We start from the raw sequence: 21395 nt of genomic DNA, 5'->3' as shown, positions 1-21395 counted from the left end.
GCAACCGTTCAGCTATCCGCGATCATCGCGGTGAAGCTGCATTCGGTCGCGATCTTCTCGCCCAGCATTGCCTTGGCGGCAAACTTGCAGACGCGGGCGCGTTTCTGGGTGAATTCTACGTGGAGATCGAGCAGGCAGCCCGGCTCCACCGGCGTGCGGAACTTGGCTTCCTCGATCGCCATGAAATAGACGAGCTTGCCCGTGCCGGCGAGGCCGAGCGTCTCCACCGCGAGCACGCCGGCGGCCTGCGCCAGCGCCTCGATCTGGAGCACGCCGGGCATGATCGGGCGGCCCGGGAAGTGCCCCTGGAAGAACTGCTCGTTCATCGAGACTGCCTTGATGGCGTGGATGCGCTCCCCCACCACCAGTTCGGCCACGCGGTCGACGAGCAGGAGGGGATAGCGGTGCGGCAGCGCCGCCATCACCCCCCGGATGTCCAGGCTGAGCGGCGCCGAAACGCCGGCTTCTCCGGAAATCTCGCTCATTCCCGCTTGCCTCAGCGGCCTTCGGGGGCCTTGCCCGCAGGCGCGGCGGGAGCAGCAGCCGGAGCAGCGCCCTGCGCCGCAGCCTGCTGCGCCGCAGCTTCACGCTGCGCGCGCGGCAGCCAGCCGGCAGGCGGCACGAGCTGCACGCTGGGGATCAGCGTGTTGAGCTCGGTCAGGATATCCTGATTGAGGTTGTAGACCGCATCGGCCTTCAGCACGCTCTGCGAATCGAGCACGAGCGTGATCTTGCGCTTGGTCATCGCAGCCTGCGTGGCGGCGGTGAGCTTGTCGCTGATCTGCTCGATGATGTACTGCTGGGCCACGTTCAGCGGCTCGGCCATCTGCTGGATCTCGCGCTCGGCGGCCTGCTCGATCTGCTGGATCTGCGCGGCCTGCGTGCGGAGCGCCGCCTGATCGGGCTTCGCAGCCTTCTGGTCCGCCTCGAACTTGTCATAGAGCGGCTTGAGCTGCGCGGTGATCTGGTTGCGGCGGGTGTTCACCGCATCGATCTGCGCCTTGTAGGTCACGGGCAGCTGGACCATCGCGGTCTTGTAGGCCGCCGAAGCGCCGACCACAGCCTGGGCGTTGGCATAGGCGATGCCGGGGGCGACGATGCCACCGGGGGTGCTTGCCGCCGGAGCGGCCGCAGCCTGCGCCATGGCATGAGGCGCCGCGCCAAGCGCGATGGCGGCGGCCACTGCGGCGATCGGCGCCGCGATAGTACGGTTTTGCATCAGAACTGGGTTCCTACGTTGAAGTTGACTGTCTGGGGGTCATCGCCGTCGACTTTGCTGAGGACCTTCGCCACGTCGATCCGGAAGGGACCGAACGGCGAGTTCCAGTTGACGCCGAAGCCAATCGAAATGCGGGGCTTCGGACTGTCCCCGGCAAAGATCTCGTTGAATTTCTGGGCTATGTTGTTGGCCCTGCCGGTGGAATCGGTGGGAGCGGTGGTGAGCCGGCCCGTCACGTTGTCCTGATACAACAAAGTCGTGCCGGACACAGCAGGCCGGGCAACGCTGAACACCGCACCCGCATCGACGAAGATAGAGGGCCTGAGGCCAAGCTCACGCGCGCCCGAGCCGAGCGGAATCTCGAGCTCGGCATGGCCGAGATAGTAGATCTTGCCGCCAAGCGCGTCATCGACCCACTGATTGCGATCATTGCTGATCGTGCCGCCGCTGCCATCACGCGGATCGAAGCCGCTGAAAAACTGGCGCAGCACGCGCGGACCGACGCCGCGAATGTCGAAACCGCGCAGCTGCGGCTGGCCGAGAAAGAAGCGGTCCGTCAGGCGCACGTTGTCGATCGTGGGATCGTTCGTCCGGTTGCCAAGCGCCTTGATCGCCCCGCCCTCCCCGCGCAGCGAGAACACGAAACCCTTGCCCAGCGAAAAGAAGCGCGAGGCATTGGCGTTGATACGGGCATAGCGCACCGAACCGCCAAGACCCGCGACATCGACGCCGAGCACGAACTGCGAGCCGCTCGTCGGGCGCAGGCGATTGTCCAGCGCATCGTAGACGATGCTGGCACCGATGATCGAACTGGTGCGCTTGCCGATCGCGTCGCACAGGTAGCGACCTGCGAGGAAGATCGAGCACTGCAGGTTGCCGTTGGCATCGGGCAGGTAATAGGTATCGCGGTCGAGTGTCACGTTTTCGAGATTGAGCGTGTAGCGCCCGATCAGCGACATGTACTCGGTCAGCGGCAGACCGGCGCGGACCTGGAAGCCGGTGGTCGACTGCTTGTAGGTGGTGTTGCGGTTGGCGTTGAAGAAGTTGAAGCTGTTGAAATCGCGGCGATAGATATCAACACCAAGCGATACGTTGCGATCGAAGAGATAGGGCTCGGTAAAGCTCACCTGGACGCTGCGCGAGAACCGCGAGATATCGCCCGAAAGGCCGATCGTCTGACCGCGGCCGCGGAAGTTGTTCTGCTGGACCGAGGCCTGGAAGATGAAGCTCTCGAGACTGGAGAAACCGGCCGAAAGCTGGAGCTGCCCGGTGGGCTTTTCCTCGACGTTGGCCTCCAGAATGATGCGGTCTTGCGCGGAACCGGGCTTCTGCTCGACCTCGAACTTCTCCTGGAAGTAGCCGAGCGACTTGACGCGGTTCGACGAGCGCTTGATCTGGAACGAGTTGAACGCATCGCCTTCGGCGACGCGGAACTCGCGGCGCACGACCTTGTCCTGCGTCAGCGTGTTGCCGTTGACGTCGACCCGCTCGACGTAGACGCGCGGCGCTTCCGCAATGCGGAAGGTGACCGACATCGTCAGGTCGTCCTTGTTGCGATTGAAGTCCGGCCGCACGTCGGCGAAAGCATAGCCGAAGCTGCCTGCCGTCTCGGTCAGGCTGTCGACGGTGTCCTCGACGAGCTTGGCGTTGTACCACTGCTGGGGCTTGAGCGGCAGGCGCTTGGCGAGCGCATCGCCATCGAAATCGCGCAGCTGGCTATCGACCTTTACGTCGCCGAAATGGTAGCGCTGCCCTTCCTCGACCACGTAGGTGATGATGAAATCGCGCTTGTCCGGCGTCAGTTCCGCGACCGCCGAGACGACGCGAAAATCGGCGTAACCGTTGGTCAGATAGAACTGGCGCAGCTTCTGCTGGTCGAAGGCAAGGCGATCGGGATCGTAGCTGGTGCCGCTGGAGAACACGCGGAACACGCGCGCCTGCTTGGTCACCATCTCGCCGCGCAGCTGGCTGGCGGAGAACTTCGTGTTGCCGATGATGTTGATCTGGCGAACGCGCGACTTCGGGCCCTCGCTGATCTCGAACACGATATCGACGCGGTTCTGATCGAGCATGACCATCTTGGGCTCGATCGAGGCGGCGAAACGGCCCTGACGCTTGTAGAGCTCGATGATGCGGGCGACGTCGGCGCGCACTTTGGAACGGGTGAAGATCTGGCGCGCCGAAAGCTTGATCTCGGGCAGGATCTTGTCCTCTTTCAGGCGCTTGTTGCCTTCGAGGATGATGCGGTTGACGACCGGGTTTTCCTTGAGCTCGATCACCACGTCGCCGGCATTGTCACGCACCTGGACGTCGGCAAAAAGCTCGGTGGCGTAGAGATCCTTGAGAACCTGGTCGGCGGCGGCCTGCGTGTACCTGTCGCCTTCCTTGAGGCGGATGTACGAGCGGATCGTATCGGTTTCGAGGCGCTGGGCACCCGAAATGGTGATCGAGCGGACGAGTTCAACCGGAGCGGGCGCAGGTGCAGGTGCCGCAGCCGGGGTTGCCGGAGCAGCGGGCGCCGGTACCGTCTGCGCGGAGGCAATCACGGGCATGCCGGCGAGGCAGGTCGTTGCCGCGAGCGCCGCAAGCGTGGCGGCCAGATGACTCTGGCTGGTCCCACCACGCGCGGTCAGGGGCAAGTTGCAAGCATTCATCACCAAGCGCCATCCCGTTTCTTCGTGCAGCGAAGCGACTTGTGCCGCTCCGCCCCGCACCATGGCGCGCGACGGCAACACTCCGTCACGCCCCGCGATGCCGCCTCCTGCCCGATGCAGGCCCGCCAATCAAGCAAGCACACCGCAGCAGACCGTAATTGCCCCGCATTTTGTGGAAAATCCGGCTTCCCCAACTGTCCCGCAATAGAGCGGGAAACAAACCGGACCGACGCAGCTCTCCTCACCCTCCGAAAACGCGCAGTGACGCAACGTCGTTGAAGGTCACGAACAGCATCAGCGCGGCGACCAGAGCAAGCCCCGTGCGGAAGGCCCATTCCTGCCCGCGCTGGCTGACCGGCCGGCGGCTGACCGCCTCGATCGCGTAGAACGCGAGGTGACCGCCATCGAGTACCGGAATTGGCAAGAGGTTGATGAACCCGAGGTTAATCGAGATGAGTGCGATGAACCAGACGTAGTTCGCCCAGCCCGAAACCAGCTGTTCACCCGAATACTTGGCGATCTTGATCGGCCCGCCAAGCTCCTTGATTTCGCGCTTGCCGGTAATGATCTGGCCGATTCCGGTGATCATCATGCCCATGATATCGCGCGTCTGTACCACGGCATCGCCGACTGCTTCGACCGGCCCGACCGATACGCGCTCGGCCGAGGCCGGGCCGATGCCGAGATAGCCGATCTTCTGCGTATTGCCGAAACGGTCGCTGACTTCCTTGTAGGCGGCAACGGCCGGGAGCGCCATGCGCCGTCCGCCGCGCTCGATCACGAGCTCAAGCGGTTCGCCCGGATGCTGCGCAACGGCGAGGCGAATCTGGAGGAAGCTGTCGATCTCGGATCCCTGCAGCGAGACAACGCGGTCCCCCAGCTGCACGCCGGCCTTCGCCGCCGCCGAACCTTCCTGCACCATGCCCACCACGGGCGGAATGACGACTTTGCCATAGGCGAGCGTGAAGCCGGCAAGGATCGCCACAGCCAGCAAGAGATTGGTGAGCGGCCCCGCCAGCACGATGAGCGCCCGCTGCCACACCGGCTTGGCCTGAAAGGTGCGCTCGCGCTCCTCGGCGGGCAGCGAGAGCCATTCGGCACTCGGCGTGCTGGCGGGATTCATATCGCCCGCAAACTGGACATAGCCGCCCAGCGGCAGCGCGGAGAGCTTCCACCGCGTCCCGCGCTTGTCGGTCCAGCCGGCCACTTCCCTGCCAAAACCGATCGAGAAGCTGTCCGCCTTCACGCCGAACACGCGGCCGACAAGGTAATGCCCAAGCTCATGGATGAACACGAGCGGCCCCAGCACCAGCACGAAGGCCAGCACGGTGAGCAGAAGCCCGGGGCTTTGCACGGCAGCGTTCAGGACACGGTCTCCATCGTCTCGGCGGCGCGGATGCGGGCTTCCCGGTCAACCGCGATGACTTCTTCAAGGCTCGCGGGTGCTTTGGGGAGGCCCCTTGCCAGCACGTCCTCGGCACATTGCACGATGCGGGTGAACGCGATCTGACCGGCGAGGAACGCGGCGACCGCGATTTCGTTCGCGGCATTGAGCACGGCTGGCGCCGCACCGCCCGCGATCACCGCCTCGCGCGCGACGCGGGTGGCGGGAAAGCGCACTTCGTCGGGCTTGAAGAACGTCAAGCTGCCGATGGCGGCGAGATCGAGCGGCGCACAAGGCGTCTGCATTCGCGCGGGCCATGCCAGCGCGGAGGCGATAGGTACGCGCATGTCGGACGGGCCAAGCTGCGCGAGCGTCGAGCCATCGCGGTATTCAACCATCGAATGCACGATCGACTGCGGGTGGATGATGATGCGCAGGCGTTCGACGCCGACCGGAAAGAGATGGTAGGCTTCGATGAATTCGAGGCCCTTGTTCATCATCGTGGCCGAATCGACGCTGATCTTGGCGCCCATCGACCAGGTGGGATGCTTGACCGCCTCGGCCGGGGTGGCGCGGTGGATGCGCTCCATCTCCCATTCGCGGAACGGGCCGCCGCTGGCCGTCAGCGTGATCGCGTGAACATGGGCGGGATCATTGCCGGCAAGGCACTGGAAGATTGCGTTGTGTTCGCTGTCGACGGGGAGCAGCGTGGCCCCGGTGCGCTTCACCGCAGCGGTCATCACTTCGCCCGCAGAAACCAGCGCTTCCTTGTTGGCGAGCGCAACGGCCTTGCCGCATTCGATCGCCGCCATGGTGGGCGCCAGCCCCGCACAGCCGACGATCGCGGCCATGGTGATATCCGCCCCGCGGGCCGCCGCCTCGACGACGGCTGCCGGGCCGCCTGCCGCCGCGACACCGCTTCCCGCGAGGGCATCGCGCAGCGCCGGAAGGCAGCTTTCATCAGCGACAACAGCGACTTCCGCGCCGAATTCCCGCGCAAGTGCTGCCAGCTCGACGGCCTGACAATTGGCGGTGAGCGCGATGACACGGAACATGTCGCGGTTGCGCCGCACCAGATCGAGTGTGGAGGCGCCCACCGAACCAGTTGCGCCCAGAATCGTAATCGTGCGCGTCATGCGCTAATCGCTCCCCCGCCTGCAGCCCAGGCTGTTCCCGCTATGATGGCGACCGGCAGCAGCCCGTCAACCCGATCGAACAAACCGCCATGCCCCGGAATGAGGCGGCCGCTGTCCTTCACACCGGCACGGCGCTTCAGCCAGCTTTCGTAGAAATCCCCGGCCTGTGCGGCAACGGCGAGCCCTGCCCCGGCCAGCGCCGCCATGCCGATGCGCGTGGTGCGCACCGCTTCGGCAAGGCTGGGCCCGGTCGGGCTCATGGCCGAGAGAATATAGGCCGCGAAGAGAATGTAGAGCGTGGCCCACAGCGCCGCTGCCGTCATGCCGCCAGCGAGGCCTGCCCACGTCTTCGACGGGCTGATGGCGGGCGCGATCTTCGGCCCGCCGATGGCGCGCCCGGCGAAATAGGCGCCGGTGTCGGTGCAGATGACGAGCCCGAGCACCGCGATGAGGAGGACCACCGGCATCACGATCAGCGCAAAGGCCGCCCAGCCGATGTAGAGCCCGCCAGTGATCACCGCCGTTACCATCCGCGCCGGATCGGGCGCGATCTTCGCGGCGAGCGCGACATATTCGGCAAAGACCCCGAAGCCGACGAGCGCGATGAAGCCCTTGAGCACGAGCCCGCCCTGCCACAACGCAAAGGCGGCGATGCCGAGCATGACGACGGCCGAGGCCACACGCACCGGCAGATCGCTGCGCGGTTTCGCGGCCTCGATCGGCGCGGGCTCAACGCCCTCCATAGCGGCGCTCGCGGGTGGCATAATGATCCAGCGCCTCGCGCAGGTGGCCGGGGGTGAAATCGGGCCAGAGCACGTCGGTGAACCACATCTCGGCATAGGCGGCCTGCCACAGCAGGAAGTTCGAGAGACGGACTTCGCCAGATGTGCGGATGATGAGATCGAGCGGCGGGAGATCTGCCGTGTAGAGTTCGGCCTCGATCGCGGCCACCGTCACTTCGCCCTTGGCCGCCGCTGCCGCCGCCGCGCGGGCGATTTCCTGCTGCGAACCATAATTGAGCGCGATGGCCAGCGTGGTGCTGCGCCCATGCGCGGTGCGGGCCAGCGCGTCGTCGATCATGTCCACGATGTCGGCCGGCAGGGCCTGGTAATCACCGATGATCTTGAGCCGCACATCATTGGCGGCAAATTCATCGATATCGCTGCGGATGAAAGCGCGCAGCAGGCCCATGAGGTCCGAAATCTCGTCCTCGGGCCGCTTCCAGTTCTCGGACGAGAAGGCATAGAGCGTAAGCGCCTGAAGCCCCATGTGGCGCGCCGCGCGCACCACTTCGCGCACGGCATCGACGCCGCGCTTGTGCCCCACGGCGCGGGGCAGGAAGCGCTTCTTCGCCCAGCGCCCGTTGCCATCCATGATGATCGCGACATGGCGCGCGGGACCGGTGTAGCCGCCGCCCATCTGGTCGGCGACGTCTTCGTCCCCCTGAGGCGCCGCAGCCGAGCTCACTTGCCCAGGATTTCCTTTTCCTTCGCCGCACTGGCCTCGTCGGCAGCCTTGATCTGCTCGTCGGTCAGCTTCTGCAGCTCGGTCTCGAGCCGCTTGCGGTCGTCCTCCGAGATTTCCTTCTTGTTCTCATCGGCCTTGAGCGCATCCATCCCGTCGCGGCGGACATTGCGGATGGCGATCTTGGCCTTCTCCGAATACTGCGAGGCGAGCTTGGCCAGTTCCTTGCGGCGATCCTCGGTAAGATCGGGGATCGGCAGACGCAGCGTGTTGCCATCGTTGATGGGGTTGAGGCCGAGCCCGGCCGAACGGATCGCCTTCTCGACGGGGCCGATGTTCGACTTGTCCCACACCTGCACCGTCAGCATGCGCGGCTCGGGCGCCGAGATCGTCGCCACCTGATTGAGCGGGGTGTTCGCACCATAGACGGTGACCATGATCGGATCGAGCAGCGCGGCATTGGCGCGGCCGGTGCGCAGGCCCGAAAGATCGCCCTTCAGCGATTCGACTGCGCCCTTCATCCGGCGTTCGAGATCGGCCTTGTCATACTTGGCCATGGCTGGGTCTTCCTTCTTAAGCGCTCATCTTCTGAACGATGGTCTGCGTGCCCACACCCGCCAGCACGCGGGCAAGATTGCCGCGCTCGCGGATCGAGAACACCACGATGGGGATGGCATTGTCGCGGCAAAGCGCCACGGCAGAGGCGTCCATCACCTTGAGATTGTCGGCCAGCACCGTGTCGAAATCGACCGCATCATAGCGCTTGGCGTTCGGGTTCTTCTTCGGGTCGTCGTCATAGACGCCGTCGACGCTGGTGCCCTTGAGGAGGGCGTCGCACTTCATTTCGGCAGCGCGCAGCGCGGCGCCGGAATCGGTGGTGAAATAGGGGGCGCCAACGCCCGCCGCGAAGATCACCACGCGGCCCTTCTGGAGGTGGCGTTCGGCGCGACGGCGGATCACCGGCTCGCAGACTTCGTCCATCTGGATGGCGGACTGCACGCGGGTCTCGACGCCGATCTTTTCCAGCGCGCTCTGCATCGCGAGCGCATTCATGATCGTGGCGAGCATGCCCATGTAATCGGCCTGCGCGCGGTCCATGCCCTTGGCCGCGCCTGCCATGCCGCGAAAAATGTTTCCCCCGCCGATCACGAGGCACAGCTCAAGCCCGGTTTCCTTCGCCGCCTTCAGTTCCTCGGCCATCTGCGCGACGAAATCGGTATCGATACCGAAGGGCTGGCTCCCCATCAGCACTTCGCCCGAGAGCTTGAGAAGTACGCGCTTGAGGGGAGGAAGGCTCATCGTCCGGAAGAACTCGTCATAAGGGGAAGCGCCGCCCTTATACGCGCGGGGCGGCGCGTGCCAAGGGCAAGGGGCACAGGTTTGTGTGCAGATGCACAGCGGCGCTCCCCGCCAGGACGGGAAGCGCCGCGCAATGTGCAATGCTTACTTGATGCCGGCAGCCGCAGCGACTTCGGCGGCGAAGTCGGTGGCTTCCTTCTCGATGCCTTCACCGAGCTGGAAGCGGACATAGTCGACCAGCGTGATCTTCGCGCCGGCAGCCTTGCCGGCAGCCTCGACGACCTGCGAGACCGGGGTCTTGTTGTCCATGACGAAGAGCTGCGAGAGCAGCGCGTTGTCCTTGGCATACTTGGCAATCGCGCCATCGACCATCTTGGCCTGCACTTCGGCGGGCTTGCCGCTTTCGGCCGCCTTTTCCGCCGCGATCTTGCGTTCGCGCGCGATGGTTTCGGGATCGAGATCCTCGGCCTTCAGGGCGAGCGGGAAGGCTGCGGCGATGTGCATCGCGATCTGCTTGCCAAGCGGCTCGAGCACGTCGGCACCGGCTTCCGATTCGAGCGCGACGAGCACGCCGATCTTGCCAAGGGCCGGAGCGGCAGCATTGTGCATGTAGGGCACGACGAGGCCCGACGAGACCGAAACGGTCTTCATGCGGCGGACCTGCTGGTTCTCGCCGATGGTCGCGACATTGTTGGTCAGCTTGTCGGCAACGGTGCCGCCATCGGGGTAGGCCGCAGCCTTGAGCGCCTCGACGTCGTCAGCCGAAAGCGTCAGCGCGACTTCGGTGGTCTTGCGCACGAAGTCCTGGAACTGCTCGTTCTTGGCAACGAAGTCGGTTTCCGAGTTGACTTCGACCGCCACGCCGCGGGCGCCGGCAACGGCAACGCCGACAAGGCCTTCAGCGGCCGTGCGGCTCGACTTCTTGGCGACGGCGGCAAGGCCCTTGGCACGCAGCGCGTCAACCGCGGCTTCGAAATCGCCGCCGGTCTCGTCCAGCGCCTTCTTGCAATCCATCATGCCCGCGCCAGTGCGCTCGCGCAGGTTCTTCACGTCAGCGGCGGTATAAGCCATCGCGGTGATCCTTCTTGTCTCGTGGATATGGGTTAGGCCGCAGCCCGGTCATAGCTACCTGGCGCGGCCCGTAAGGGGTGTCCGGGTCAGTTCGGTGACGGCGCCTTGACGGAGCCGATCACCGAACTGGACAGGATCAGGCGTCGGCTGCTTCGACAGCAGCTTCTTCAGGAAGCGGCTCGTCCATCGCGCCGAGGTCCGCGCCCGAAGCGATCGCCGCATCACGGCCGCCGCGGGTGGCAGCAGCAGCAATGGCTTCGCAGTAGAGGCGGATGGCGCGGCTGGCGTCGTCGTTCGCCGGAACCGGGAACGCGATGCCATCGGGCGAGACGTTCGAATCGAGGATCGCGACGACCGGGATGCCGAGAACGTTGGCTTCCTTGATCGCCAGCTCTTCCTTGTTGGCGTCGATCACGAACATCACGTCGGGAATGCCGCCCATGTCGCGGATGCCGCCGAGCGAGAGCTCGAACTTGTCACGCTCGCGGGTGAGCTGGAGCACTTCCTTCTTGGTGAGGCCGGTGGTGTCGCCCGAAAGCTGCTCTTCGAGCGCCTTGAAGCGCTTGATCGAGCCCGAGATCGTCTTCCAGTTGGTGAGCATGCCGCCCAGCCAGCGGTGGTTGACATAGTGCTGGCCCGAAGCGCGCGCGGCCTGGGCGATCGGCTCCTGCGCCTGGCGCTTGGTGCCGACGAACAGGACCTTGCCGCCGCCCTGGACAGTGGCCGAGACGAACTCGAGCGCGCGGGCGAACAGCGGCACGGTCTGCGAGAGGTCGAGGATGTGGATGCCGTTGCGGGCGCCGAAGATGTACGGCTTCATCCGCGGGTTCCAGCGGTGGGTCTGGTGGCCGAAGTGCGCGCCGGCCTCGATCAATTGCTGCATGGTGACGACGGGAGCCGCCATAGGATATTCCTTTCCGGTTCAGCCTCTGGAATGCAGGAACCGCTTGTCGGGAGAAACCCCGGCGCGGCACCGGTATGTGCGCATTCCATGTGGATTGCCGCGCGCGACATGAACACCATGTCCGAATCATCGCACGACGGTCCGCCCGTTAGCGCCGCAAAGGCCCGGCGTCTACAGACAAGTAAGCGCATTTCAGTGCTGTGCCGAGCTGGATTTCGCGTCAAGGAAGCCTGACAACTGTCAAATAAGTAGTGAATGCTACTTGTCAAAGTAAATGGACACTGGCATAAGATGTCGTGACGGGCCACACCGCCAGTCGCGAAATTATCTCGCGTTTTCAAAGCGCCGCGGATCAGTCGCGACTTCTCTGGCTTACAGCTCCGGCAAGCGGATCTTGCGGAGTGCCAACCGGCTCACTGCCGGGAATGCCCATTCCGTTACTTCCGGCGACAGTCACGTAGCGCCGCTTGATTGCCTGATTTCAAAGAGATTGGCCGCACACCCAGGCGGCCAAGCCGGCCGCATCACCCAGCGGCCCTTGGCGGTCGCGCCCCGACCAGGCGCCCTCCCAGACCGCCGTAGCGGTCCCCGCGCGCCCCGTGCGCGGGGACCGCCTCACGGCAGACTGCTTGTAACCGCTGGCAATTCCTGGGCGAATGACACGCGGCGCATCCATTGTCGCCGCATGCCCCACTCTACCCATTGCTGAAAATCTGGATTGCCCGCATCGAATCGGCTTGACGGGCTGGAACAAAAAGAGAACAATCAAGCCATCAACGGGACAGACTTGGAAATTCTGATTCTCTCCCCACTTTATCCACAGGGTATCCACCGCCTGTCAAGCGGTTCGCCCACGTTTGAAAGGCAGCGTTTCCATGTCGATGGTCTCCCTCCTCGCCTCGCTCGTGATGGCCGGCGCTGGCTGCGTGGCCTTTGCGGCAATCGCTGTAACCGTGCGGGCGCAACTTCCCGCCGTGCGCAAGCTGCTGGCGGATTCGCGCGCGCTTGCGGCCGATCGGGAATTCCTCGTGGAGATCACCACGACTTCGATGCCGGCCGAACCGCGCATGCCGGTGCGGGCGCGCCGTGCGGCAGTGCGAGTCGTCAGGCCTGTTCCGGCTTCGGCTGGCCCCCGCCTGCGCGCTGCTGCATGATCCGGCGGTAGCGCCACACGCCCACCGGCATCAGTACGAGGTAAATCGCGCAAATCCCCACCAGCGTCAGCCACGGTTCAGTGAGGAGCGCAACGGTAAGCATTCCGGCGAGCGCGATCACTTCAAGCCGGATCGCCCGGCGCGGGCGCAGCGCCCCCCAGCCAAGGGTCGGCAGGTTGGAGATCATCAGGAACGCGATCAGAAGCGCCCACGGGCCGACAATGACCGGCTGGCGCAGCAGATCGAGCCCACTGGCAAACCACAGATACAGCGGCAGAAAGGCAAGCCCTGCGCCGACCGGGGCAGGCACGCCCGTCATGAACCCGGCAGACTTGTGAGGCTGGCCAGGCAGATCGATCGACGCATTGAAGCGGGCAAGGCGCAGCGCGCAGGATACCGCCAGCGCGAGCGCCGCGAACCAGCCGTAGCGCGGCACCGCGCTCAGCGACCAGAGATAGAGGATCAGCGCCGGGCCCACCCCGAATGCGATAGCGTCCGACAGGCTGTCAAGCTCGGCACCGAAGCGCGACTGTGCCTTCATCAGCCGCGCCACGCGGCCATCGATCCCGTCCAGCAGCCCGGCGAGCATGACGGCCAGCACCGCGGAATGGAAATCCCCGCCGATCGCGAAGCGGATGCCGGTAAGCCCGCTGCACAGCGCCGCAGAGGTAATCGCATTGGGCACAAGCGCCCGCAGGGTCAGCCCGCGTGGCAAACGGCGTCGGCCAAAGTCCTCGCCCGAATAGCTCATCCCCGCCCCGTCCCTTGCCGCAGCACGCTTGCTCGGCGGGGGCACCTCGCTCACTGGCGCACGCCCTCGATCATCGGGGTCTGGCCCAGCACGGCAAGCACCGTTTCACCCGCCACGATGCGCTGTCCGATAAGCACGCGCGGTTCGGTGCCGGCGGGCAGATAGACATCGACACGGCTGCCGAACCGGATCAGGCCGACGCGCTGACCGCTCGCGACAATGTCTCCCGCCTTGACGAAGGGCACGATGCGCCGCGCGACAAGACCGGCGATCTGGGTAAAGCCCACCCGCACGCCGTCACCCCGCTCGACCACAAAATGCTGGCGCTCGTTCTCCTCGCTCGCCTTGTCGAGATCGGCATTGAGAAACTTGCCGGGGATGTAGACCACGCGTCGGATCGTCCCGCCGATCGGGGTGCGGTTCACGTGGACATCGAACACCGACATGAAGATCGAGATGCGCGTCACCGGCACATCAGCCAATGCAGGCTGGCCGCTGCCATCATCCGCCGTCATCTCGCGCGGAGGATTGACCGTGCAGATCAGCGTGACGAGGCCGTCCGCCGGCGCGACGATCATGCTGTCGTCACGCGGCGTCACGCGCTCGGGATCGCGGAAGAAGGCGAGCACGCCCAAAGTCAGCACGGCCAGCGGCCAGCCCAGCAGCGAGCCGCCCAGCAGCGCACCGGCAAGGCACAGCGCGGCGGCAATGGCTCCGAACTTGCGGCCCTCCGGATGGATTGCGGGCCAGGTGAACCCGGCGGAACCGCGCCCACGATTGTCTAGAATTTCTCCCGGCATTCCGTCCCTCTAGGCCCCGGCGCCCGCGCGGACAAGCTCCCAGCGAATCCGCGCCGCCCAATCAGCCGGCCTGTTCCGCGACTCTTAACCATCCCGGCAGATCCGGTAAGGTGTTGCTGCGGGACCTTGTGAGATTCATCATGAATTTTCCGGAATCCTGCCCGTTTCGGATCAGATACAAAAATATTTTCAACATTATCCGGCGCTTTGCGTAGTGCGCAGCGGGGTAAGGTTCGGCCGCCTGCGCAGAGCGCCTGTTCTATTTTTTCGTTTATTTTCAATATTTTGCGAAATAGATCGCCTGATCTGCCAACCATTGCTGGTTAACGCAAGCGCAAAGGAGACAGGCGGCTCCCCGCCGCCGTCTGCCGTGCCGGGCCGATCCGCTCTTACCCGATGTTAACCACGCCCGGTGGAAAACCCCAAGTATGAATACGTACCTCACCCCCCTTCGCCGGGCTGCGGGCATCGCTGGATGCTCGCTTGTCGCCCTGTCCGTGACCGCTCCTTTCGCGGGCTCCGCGCATGCTACCGGCGTGCTCGCGGGCACGCTGATCGAGAATACCGCAACCGCGACATACCAGTCCGGCTCGACCACCGGGTCGGTCACGTCGAACAAGGTGACTGTCAAGGTCGATGAGTTGCTCAACGTTGCGGTCGCGACCCTGAGCACCGCACCCGCCACCGCCAGCAGCGAAGCGGCAGTTCTGATCTATTCGGTGACCAACAGTGGCAACGGCCCCGAGGCCTTCAATCTCGTCGCGGACCCCAGGATCTCCGGAAACGGGTTTGACGGCGCGATCAAGTCGGTCGTGCTCGACAGCAATGGCAACGGCACTTACGAACCCGGCGTCGATACGGTGCTCACGGCCGGTTCGCTGGCAACGCCGGAGCTGGGCCCGGACAAGAGCGTCAAGGTCTTCGTCCTGGTCGATCTACCGACCGGCGCCACGGATGCGCAGACCAGCCAGGTCCGCCTCACCGCCACGGCGCAGACCGGCACCGGAACCCCCGGCTCCAGCTTTGCCGGCAGGGGCGAAGGCGGCGGCGATGCCGTCGTCGGCCTCACCACCGCATCGGCCAACTCGCTGGCCGCCCTGATCGCCAGCCTTGCCAACATCACCCTGACCAAGTCGGCCTCGATCCTCGATCCCTTCGGCACTGCGAAGCCCGTTCCGGGTGCGGTGGTTACCTATTCGCTTGCTGCCAGGGTAACCGGAAGCGGCGCACTGGATGGGCTGCATGTGATCGACACCATCCCGGACGGCACCACCTACGTGCCCGGCTCGCTCAAGCTCGATGCCGCCGCGCTTACTGATGGTGCCGATGGCGATGCCGGTGTGGGCGGATCCAGCGGGATCGACGTCACACTCGGCAAGATCACCGGCGGCACTACGCGGACCGTCGCCTTCTCCGTCAAGATCAACTGATTAGCCAGGAAGACCAGCCATGAAACTCTCCTTCATCGTCAAATCTTTCGCAGGTGCGGCGGCCATGGTCGCCATGACCGGTCCGGCCCTCGCAGCGGCCCAGTCGGCACCGTCTCCGGTCACGCTCAAGGGCGATGTCATGCTCGAGAAGACCGTGACCGAAAACGGTGTCAGCAAGATCCAGCTCGTCGAGCCCAAGGTCGTCATTCCCGGCGACCATCTGTTGTTCACAACGCGCTATCACAACGACGGTGCGCATCCTGTGACCAATTTCGTCGTCACCAATCCGCTGCCCTCGGCCGTTGCGCTTTCGGGCGATGCGACCGCCGGGACCGAAGTCTCGGTCGATGGCGGCAAGACCTGGGGCCAGCTCGCCAGCCTGAAGGTTGCCGGCACCGACGGCGCATCGCGAACGGCGACCGCTGCCGACGTTACGCACGTTCGCTGGACCATCCCGACGATCGCTCCGGGCGCTTCGGGTGAAGTCCAGTATCACGGAATCGTTCGCTGAATCGGCGAAACGGGGGGTCGCCATGCCTGTGAGCGACCGGAATATTCGCAGGCAACCCAGTGGAGCATAACACAATGACGTATCGCAGCAGACTGCTGGGCGCGGCGGGCATTCTTGCCCTCGCCGTTCTCGGCGCCAATCCGGCCTACGCGGCCGGTACCACTGCCGGCTCGACGATCACCAACACGGTTTCGGTGGCCTTCCAGGTCGGCGGCATCAGCCAGACCGGCACGACCGCATCCGACACGCTGACGGTCGACCGCCGCATCCAGCTGACCGTCGCCGAAGTGGGCACGACCACCACGACGGTGACGCCGGGCGCGGTCAACCAGGTGACGGCGTTCACCGTGGTCAACACCTCGAACGCTCCGCTCGACCTCGCGCTGGCCGCAGCGCAGCAGGTGGGCGGCGCCGGTGCGCACTCGAACACCGACTCGTTCGACGTGACCAACGTGCGCATCTTCCGCGACGTGAACAACAACGGCACCTTCGAATCGGGCACCGACACTGCGGTGACGTACCTCGACGAAGTGGCCGCCGATGCTTCGGTGCAGGTGCTCGTCGTCTCCGACGTGCCGCTGGCCCAGGCCAATGGCGCGGTTGCGGCCGTGACGCTGACCGCCACCGGCCGTGAAGCAGGCGGAGCCGGCAGCCAGGGTGCGGCGCTCGTCCAGACCACCGGTGCCAACACCGCGGGCATGGATACCGTGTTCGCCGACGGCCAGGGTGCGACCGACAGCCTGCGCGACGCGGCGTTCTCGGCGCGTGACGACTACACTGTCTCGGCTGCAACGCTGAGCGCGATCAAGTCCTCGCGCATCATCAGCGATCCGATCAATCTGACCACGAACCCGAAGATGATCCCGGGTGCGACCATCCAGTACTGCATCGCGATCAGCAACGCCTCGGGCAGCGCCACGGCGACTTCGATCACCGTGAACGACCCCATTCCGGCGAATCTGACCTTCGATTCAGCGTTCGGCGTGAGGACCAACGGCACTGCCACGATCGTGAGCGGCGTGGCGACTTGCGCGGCCGATACGACCGGTACGGGCACGATGTCGTCGAACACGGTGAGCGGCACGCTGGCTTCGGTGGCCGGCGGCGAAACCAGGACGGTGGTGTTCCAAGCCACGATTAATTGAGCGGGCCTTAGGCGGGCACCTCTCAGCAAATCGAAGACGCAGGACTTTCAGGCGGCGGCACAACCCGGGGCAACTTGGGGATCATGCCGCCGCCCCACCCTCCTTATGTCTTGAAAACGAAGAACAAACGCCATGCTGGCATTGCGGAACAGGATCTGGGCGATAGCCGCGCTGCTTTTTGCAGCGCTGCTCATTGCGACCAGCGTTCCCGCCGCAGCGACCACCATCACCAACACCGCACACGCGCACTGGAATCAGGGCGAGACCGAACTGACCACCGATTCCAACGTGGTTTCGTTCGATGTCGTGCGCGAAGATACCCGGATTTTCGTACTGCCTCTGCCCAACGGCAGCGCAACGCTGGCCATCAACCCCGGCAACTGCGGCGGCACGACCCTGCCGAGCGTCAATATCGACCCCAAGGGCGCCGATCCGACCGAACCCGCGACCATTTCCAGCATCATAGTCGGCCAGCCAGTCGTTTTTCGCCTCGTTCTGGGGCACGCCGGGCTCGATCCCGGACGGATCGACACCGTCAAGGTCACCATTACATCGGCAAGCGGCGACAAGGAGCTCGTCACCGTGACCGAAACCGCCGCGGATAGCGGCGTGTTCTATGGCGCGATCCCGACAAGCGCCATTCCGCCCCAGCCCAAGGACGGCGACTGCCGCCTCAGCGTATCCGGCGGCGACAAGGTTACCGTGTCCTACAACGGCGCCAGCGGCGACGGCTCGGTCATCAGAACCGACGTCGACGTCCTCGCCGACCCCTATGGTCTTGTTTTCGATAGCGAAGATGCCGCCCCGATCGATGGCGCGCGGGTCTCGCTGGTCGATGCCGTCACGGGCCAGCCCGCGCGCGTCTTTGCCGACGACGGCGTGACGAGCTGGCCATCGACCATCATAACCGGATCGGTCATCACCGATGGCGCCGGGCGTACCTGGCAGATGCCGGAGGGCGAGTACCGCTTCCCGCTCGCGCCGCTTGGCACGTACAAGATCGTCGTCCTCCCACCCGATCCCTACACGGCGCCGTCTGCGCTGACGCCAAAGAATTTCGCCGGTCTCAAGCGCCCCGATGGGGGCGATCTGGTTATTTTGCCAGCATCCTATGGTGAAAGTTTGGCACTTTCGAGCCCGGCACCAGTCCGCGTCGACATACCCGTGGACCGACCACCGGTTGCGGTCAGCCTCAGCAAGGTCGCCTCGCGCCAGGTTGCCCAGCCGGGCGATGCCGTGTTTTACACGGTGACCGTGCGCAATGCCGACAGCGGACGCGCGAAACGGGGTGTCGTTCTGAGCGATACGCCGGCCGCGAGCTTGCGCCTGCGCGCCGGCACGATCCGCATCGACGGCGTGAAGGCGCCGCAGGATGCGGTCACCGTGGCGCCGGACGGCCGCACCATGACCATTGCCATCGGCACGATCGCACCGGGCGCGACCCGCACGGTGACCTATGCCATGACCGTGCGGCCCGAAGCCTCCGCAGGCACGGCACTTAACCGGATCACAGCAGTTGATGCACGTGGACTAACCGCAACGGCTAGCGCCGCCATACGCATCGAGCGGGACAACCTTGCCGCGACAATGACCCTGATCGGCCGCATCACGCTGGGCAGCTGCGACGTGCCGAACACGCGAAACGCGCCCCGGCCCGGCATCGGCGGTGTGCGCCTCGTGCTCGAGGATGGCAGCTTTGCCGTCACCGATGCGGAAGGGCGCTACCACTTCGAAGGGCTGATGCCCGGCACACATGTCGTCGAAGCACAAGCGGTTACGCTGCCCAAGGGCGGCAAGTTCGTGGATTGCACGCGCTCCACCCGCAGTGCCGGGAGCGCCTTCAGCCGCTTCGTGATCGGCCAGGGCGGCAGCCTTGTCGTGGCCAATTTCGCCGCAACCGTGCCCGCCGAGACGCTCGCCGCCGCAGCGGCAGCGGCTGAGGCGGCCAAACCCGTCGCCGAGAGCGATCGCGCGGCAGCGGGCGGTGATACCGACTGGATCGCCAAAGGCGACGGCCCCACCGAATTCCTCTTCCCCACCGCCGATTACAACCCGCGCGCGCCGACCACCCGCGTCGTGATCCGCCATCGCAAGGGCCAGACGGTAGCGCTGAAGATCGACGGCAAACCGGTCGACAAGCTGGCCTTCGACGGCGCGCAAAGCTCGCCCGAAGGCTATGCCGTGAGCATCTGGCGCGGCCTGCCGCTGCCGGGCGAGGATACCCGCTTCGACGCCGAAATCCGCGACGCGAGCGGCGCAGTGGTGCAGACGCTGACCCGCACCGTGCACTTCGGCGCGACCCCGGCCCGCGTGGAACTCGTGCCCGAGCGCACTCACCTGGTCGCCGATGGCGCGACGCGCCCTGTGGTGGCGGTGCGCGTGCTCGATCGCACCGGCCGCCCGGTCCACGCCGGCATTTCCGGCCCGATCACGCTCTCCGCGCCTTACGAAAGCGCGGCGGCGCTTGATGCCATGCAGAGCCGCGTGCTTTCCGGCCTTGATCGCACGCCGCCGACGTGGATCGTCAAGGGCGATGACGGCATCGCCCTGATCGAGCTGGCGCCGACAATGGTCAGCGGCAGCCTCGACCTCACCTTCCAGTTCACCGACCGCGAAGTGAAGCGCCAGCAGGTGCTCGAAGCCTGGGTCGTGCCCGGCGAGGCGAAGTGGACGCTCGTCGGCCTTGCCGAAGGCGCGGTGGGCGCGAAGACGATCGCCGATCACATGCAGCGCGCCGGCAAGTTCGACAGCGATCTGGGCAATCACGCGCGCGTCGCGTTCTATGCCAAGGGCCGGATCAAGGGCAAATGGCTGGCGACCATCGCTTACGACAGCGCCAAGCAGCGCGCCGAACAGCGCCTGCTCGGCGGGCTCGATCCCAAGGCCTATTACACCGTCTTCGCCGATGGCTCGGACCGCCGCTTCGATGCGGCAAGCGTCAACAAGCTCTATGTCCGCATCGAGAGCACGAAAGTGCGCGCGATGTTCGGCGATTTCGACACCGGCTTCGACCACACCCTGCTCGCCCGCTACCAGCGCACGATCACCGGCGTGAAAGCCGAGGCACGCGTGGGCAAGCTGCGCGGCGAGGCCTATGCCGCCAAAGTCGCCACCACGCACCGGCGCGACCAGATCCCGGGCGGCGGCATCAGCGGGCCCTATCGCCTCTCCAGCCGCGCCATCGTGCCCAACAGCGAAACGGTGATGATCGAAGTGCGCGACCGCTTCCGGTCCGAAATCGTCGTCTCGACCCGGACGCTGACGCGCTTCCTCGATTACGACATCGACCTGCTGGCGGGCACGATCACGTTCAAGCAGCCGGTGCTGAGCCGCGATTCGGACCTCAATCCGCAGCAGATCGTGATCGACTACGAAGTCGACACGCTGAACGGCGGCGCGTGGAATGCCGGCGCGCGCACCGAATGGCGCAACAAATCGGAGAAGGTCCGCCTTGGCGCGACCGCGATCAGCGATGCTTCGGCGGGTGCGGGCGCTGCCGTCACGCGCACCAATCTCGGCGCGGTTGATGCCAAGGTCTTCCTCGGCACCAAGACCGAGGTGCGCGCCGAAGCGGCGATGAGCCACGCGACCGGGGGCAGGACCAAGGCGGCGTGGCTGATCGAGGCCGAGCGCCATGACGCGCGGCTCGATGTGCTGGCCTATATCCGCTCGCTCGATGCCAATTTCGGTGTCGGCCAGGTGAGCATCGGCGAGCTGGGCCGCCGCAAGATCGGTGTCGATACGCGCTACCGCCTGACCCAGAAGTGGCTGGTGAGCGCGACCGCATGGCACGACACCGCGCTCGTGGACGGTTCGCACCGCAGCGCGATCCAGCTGGGTACGACGTGGAATTCCGCCGGTACCGAAATGCGCCTCGGCGTTGCCCGCTATAGCGAGACGCTGGCGGAGGGCACTGCGGCCGGTCCCACCGGCGCGAAGGGCGGCAGCACCACGCTGATCGAAGCCGGCGCGACCAAGCGCCTGTTCGACAACAAGCTGGAGCTGAGCGTGGCGGGCTCGATCTCGATCGGCCGCAGCGATGCGACGTCCTATCAGGCGCCGCGCTACCGCCTCGGTGCGCGCTATGCGATCACGCCCGATGTGCGCCTGATCAGCGATTACGAGATCGGCAATGGCAGCCAGGGCGAAACGCGCACGCTGCGCGGCGGTCTGGAAGTGCAGCCGTGGACGGGGGCGAAGTTCGCCACGGTGATCGGACAGCAAGCAACCAAGGGCCTCACTGCCACCAGCGAACAGCCGCAATCGATCACGGAGCAAAGCAAGCGCGCTTTTGCTTCCTATGGCCTCGCGCAGTCGCTTCCGGTGAGCAAGGCCCTGACGCTCGACGCGACGATCGATGGCAACAAGGTGATCGGCGGCAAGAGCGCGCTTGCCACTGTCAACACCGGGATAAAAACGGGCCAGGCACCGGTTTAAAAAGGGGCCAGTTGGGTTGAATAAAAAGCCCCATGG

Annotated in this window: 18 protein-coding genes; 5 read left to right on the top strand and 13 right to left on the bottom strand. The window is 65.4% G+C overall.

Features of this window, described 5'->3' with window-relative positions:
* Nucleotides 1–8: 8 nt before the first annotated feature.
* The 11 genes from fabZ to rpsB form a co-directional block, all read right to left on the bottom strand.
* Nucleotides 9–485, bottom strand: a complete 477-nt coding sequence (gene fabZ, locus K5Q19_RS18160) for a 3-hydroxyacyl-ACP dehydratase FabZ (RefSeq protein WP_292948170.1) — start codon at nt 483–485, stop codon at nt 9–11.
* 11 nt (nt 486–496) lie between these two features.
* Nucleotides 497–1219, bottom strand: a complete 723-nt coding sequence (locus K5Q19_RS18155) for an OmpH family outer membrane protein (RefSeq protein ID WP_292948169.1) — start codon at nt 1217–1219, stop codon at nt 497–499.
* A complete protein-coding gene (bamA, locus tag K5Q19_RS18150) occupies nt 1219–3771 on the bottom strand; it encodes an outer membrane protein assembly factor BamA (protein ID WP_292948204.1) in 2553 nt (850 codons plus the stop codon). The genes K5Q19_RS18155 and bamA overlap by 1 nt, the downstream gene beginning before the upstream one ends.
* A gap of 343 nt (nt 3772–4114) precedes the next feature.
* Complete coding sequence (gene rseP, locus K5Q19_RS18145) at nt 4115–5227, bottom strand: RIP metalloprotease RseP (RefSeq protein ID WP_292948167.1); 1113 nt, start codon at nt 5225–5227, stop codon at nt 4115–4117.
* Between the two features lie 8 nt (nt 5228–5235).
* The gene (gene dxr / locus K5Q19_RS18140) at nt 5236–6393 is read right to left on the bottom strand and encodes a 1-deoxy-D-xylulose-5-phosphate reductoisomerase (RefSeq protein WP_292948165.1); all 1158 of its coding nucleotides are present in this window, start codon (nt 6391–6393) and stop codon (nt 5236–5238) included.
* On the bottom strand, nt 6390–7136 hold the full coding sequence (locus K5Q19_RS18135; RefSeq protein WP_292948163.1) for a phosphatidate cytidylyltransferase: 747 nt from the start codon (nt 7134–7136) through the stop codon (nt 6390–6392). The genes dxr and K5Q19_RS18135 overlap by 4 nt, the downstream gene beginning before the upstream one ends.
* Nucleotides 7123–7812: a polyprenyl diphosphate synthase gene (uppS, locus tag K5Q19_RS18130; RefSeq protein ID WP_292948202.1), complete on the bottom strand. Its 690-nt coding sequence runs from the start codon at nt 7810–7812 to the stop codon at nt 7123–7125. Before uppS ends, K5Q19_RS18135 begins: the two co-directional genes overlap by 14 nt.
* Before the next feature lie 44 nt (nt 7813–7856).
* Nucleotides 7857–8414, bottom strand: coding sequence for a ribosome recycling factor (gene frr, locus K5Q19_RS18125; protein WP_292948161.1), 558 nt, complete (start codon nt 8412–8414; stop codon nt 7857–7859).
* A gap of 16 nt (nt 8415–8430) precedes the next feature.
* Nucleotides 8431–9156: a UMP kinase gene (gene pyrH, locus K5Q19_RS18120; protein WP_292948159.1), complete on the bottom strand. Its 726-nt coding sequence runs from the start codon at nt 9154–9156 to the stop codon at nt 8431–8433.
* A 144-nt stretch (nt 9157–9300) separates the two neighbouring features.
* Nucleotides 9301–10227: a translation elongation factor Ts gene (tsf, locus tag K5Q19_RS18115; protein ID WP_292948157.1), complete on the bottom strand. Its 927-nt coding sequence runs from the start codon at nt 10225–10227 to the stop codon at nt 9301–9303.
* Nucleotides 10228–10363: 136 nt separating this feature from the next.
* On the bottom strand, nt 10364–11131 hold the full coding sequence (gene rpsB, locus K5Q19_RS18110; RefSeq protein ID WP_292948155.1) for a 30S ribosomal protein S2: 768 nt from the start codon (nt 11129–11131) through the stop codon (nt 10364–10366).
* Between the two features lie 875 nt (nt 11132–12006).
* On the opposite strand from rpsB, the gene K5Q19_RS18105 reads away from it, so the two are divergent.
* Nucleotides 12007–12285 (top strand): hypothetical protein, encoded by a 279-nt coding sequence (locus tag K5Q19_RS18105; protein WP_292948153.1) that lies wholly within the window; start codon nt 12007–12009, stop codon nt 12283–12285.
* Here the strand turns inward: K5Q19_RS18105 and K5Q19_RS18100 are convergent.
* Nucleotides 12236–13036, bottom strand: coding sequence for a phosphatidylcholine/phosphatidylserine synthase (locus tag K5Q19_RS18100; protein ID WP_292948200.1), 801 nt, complete (start codon nt 13034–13036; stop codon nt 12236–12238). The two genes, K5Q19_RS18105 and K5Q19_RS18100, sit on opposite strands and share 50 nt — an antisense overlap.
* A 50-nt stretch (nt 13037–13086) precedes the next feature.
* On the bottom strand, nt 13087–13836 hold the full coding sequence (locus tag K5Q19_RS18095; protein ID WP_292948151.1) for a phosphatidylserine decarboxylase: 750 nt from the start codon (nt 13834–13836) through the stop codon (nt 13087–13089).
* A gap of 428 nt (nt 13837–14264) precedes the next feature.
* On the opposite strand from K5Q19_RS18095, the gene K5Q19_RS18090 reads away from it, so the two are divergent.
* The 4 genes from K5Q19_RS18090 to K5Q19_RS18075 all read left to right on the top strand — a co-directional run bounded on the left by K5Q19_RS18090 (nt 14265) and on the right by K5Q19_RS18075 (nt 21359).
* On the top strand, nt 14265–15266 hold the full coding sequence (locus K5Q19_RS18090) for a hypothetical protein (RefSeq protein ID WP_292948150.1): 1002 nt from the start codon (nt 14265–14267) through the stop codon (nt 15264–15266).
* 19 nt (nt 15267–15285) lie between these two features.
* Entirely contained in the window at nt 15286–15777 is a 492-nt protein-coding gene (locus K5Q19_RS18085; RefSeq protein WP_292948148.1) for a hypothetical protein, read from the top strand.
* Nucleotides 15778–15851: 74 nt separating this feature from the next.
* On the top strand, nt 15852–16922 hold the full coding sequence (locus K5Q19_RS18080; protein ID WP_292948146.1) for a hypothetical protein: 1071 nt from the start codon (nt 15852–15854) through the stop codon (nt 16920–16922).
* A gap of 132 nt (nt 16923–17054) precedes the next feature.
* The gene (locus K5Q19_RS18075; RefSeq protein ID WP_292948145.1) at nt 17055–21359 is read left to right on the top strand and encodes a hypothetical protein; all 4305 of its coding nucleotides are present in this window, start codon (nt 17055–17057) and stop codon (nt 21357–21359) included.
* Nucleotides 21360–21395 lie beyond the last annotated feature (36 nt).

It is taken from the genome of Novosphingobium sp. (assembly GCF_019748365.1).
Lineage (GTDB): Bacteria > Pseudomonadota > Alphaproteobacteria > Sphingomonadales > Sphingomonadaceae > Novosphingobium.
This window is presented reverse-complemented; position numbering and strand designations above follow the sequence as displayed.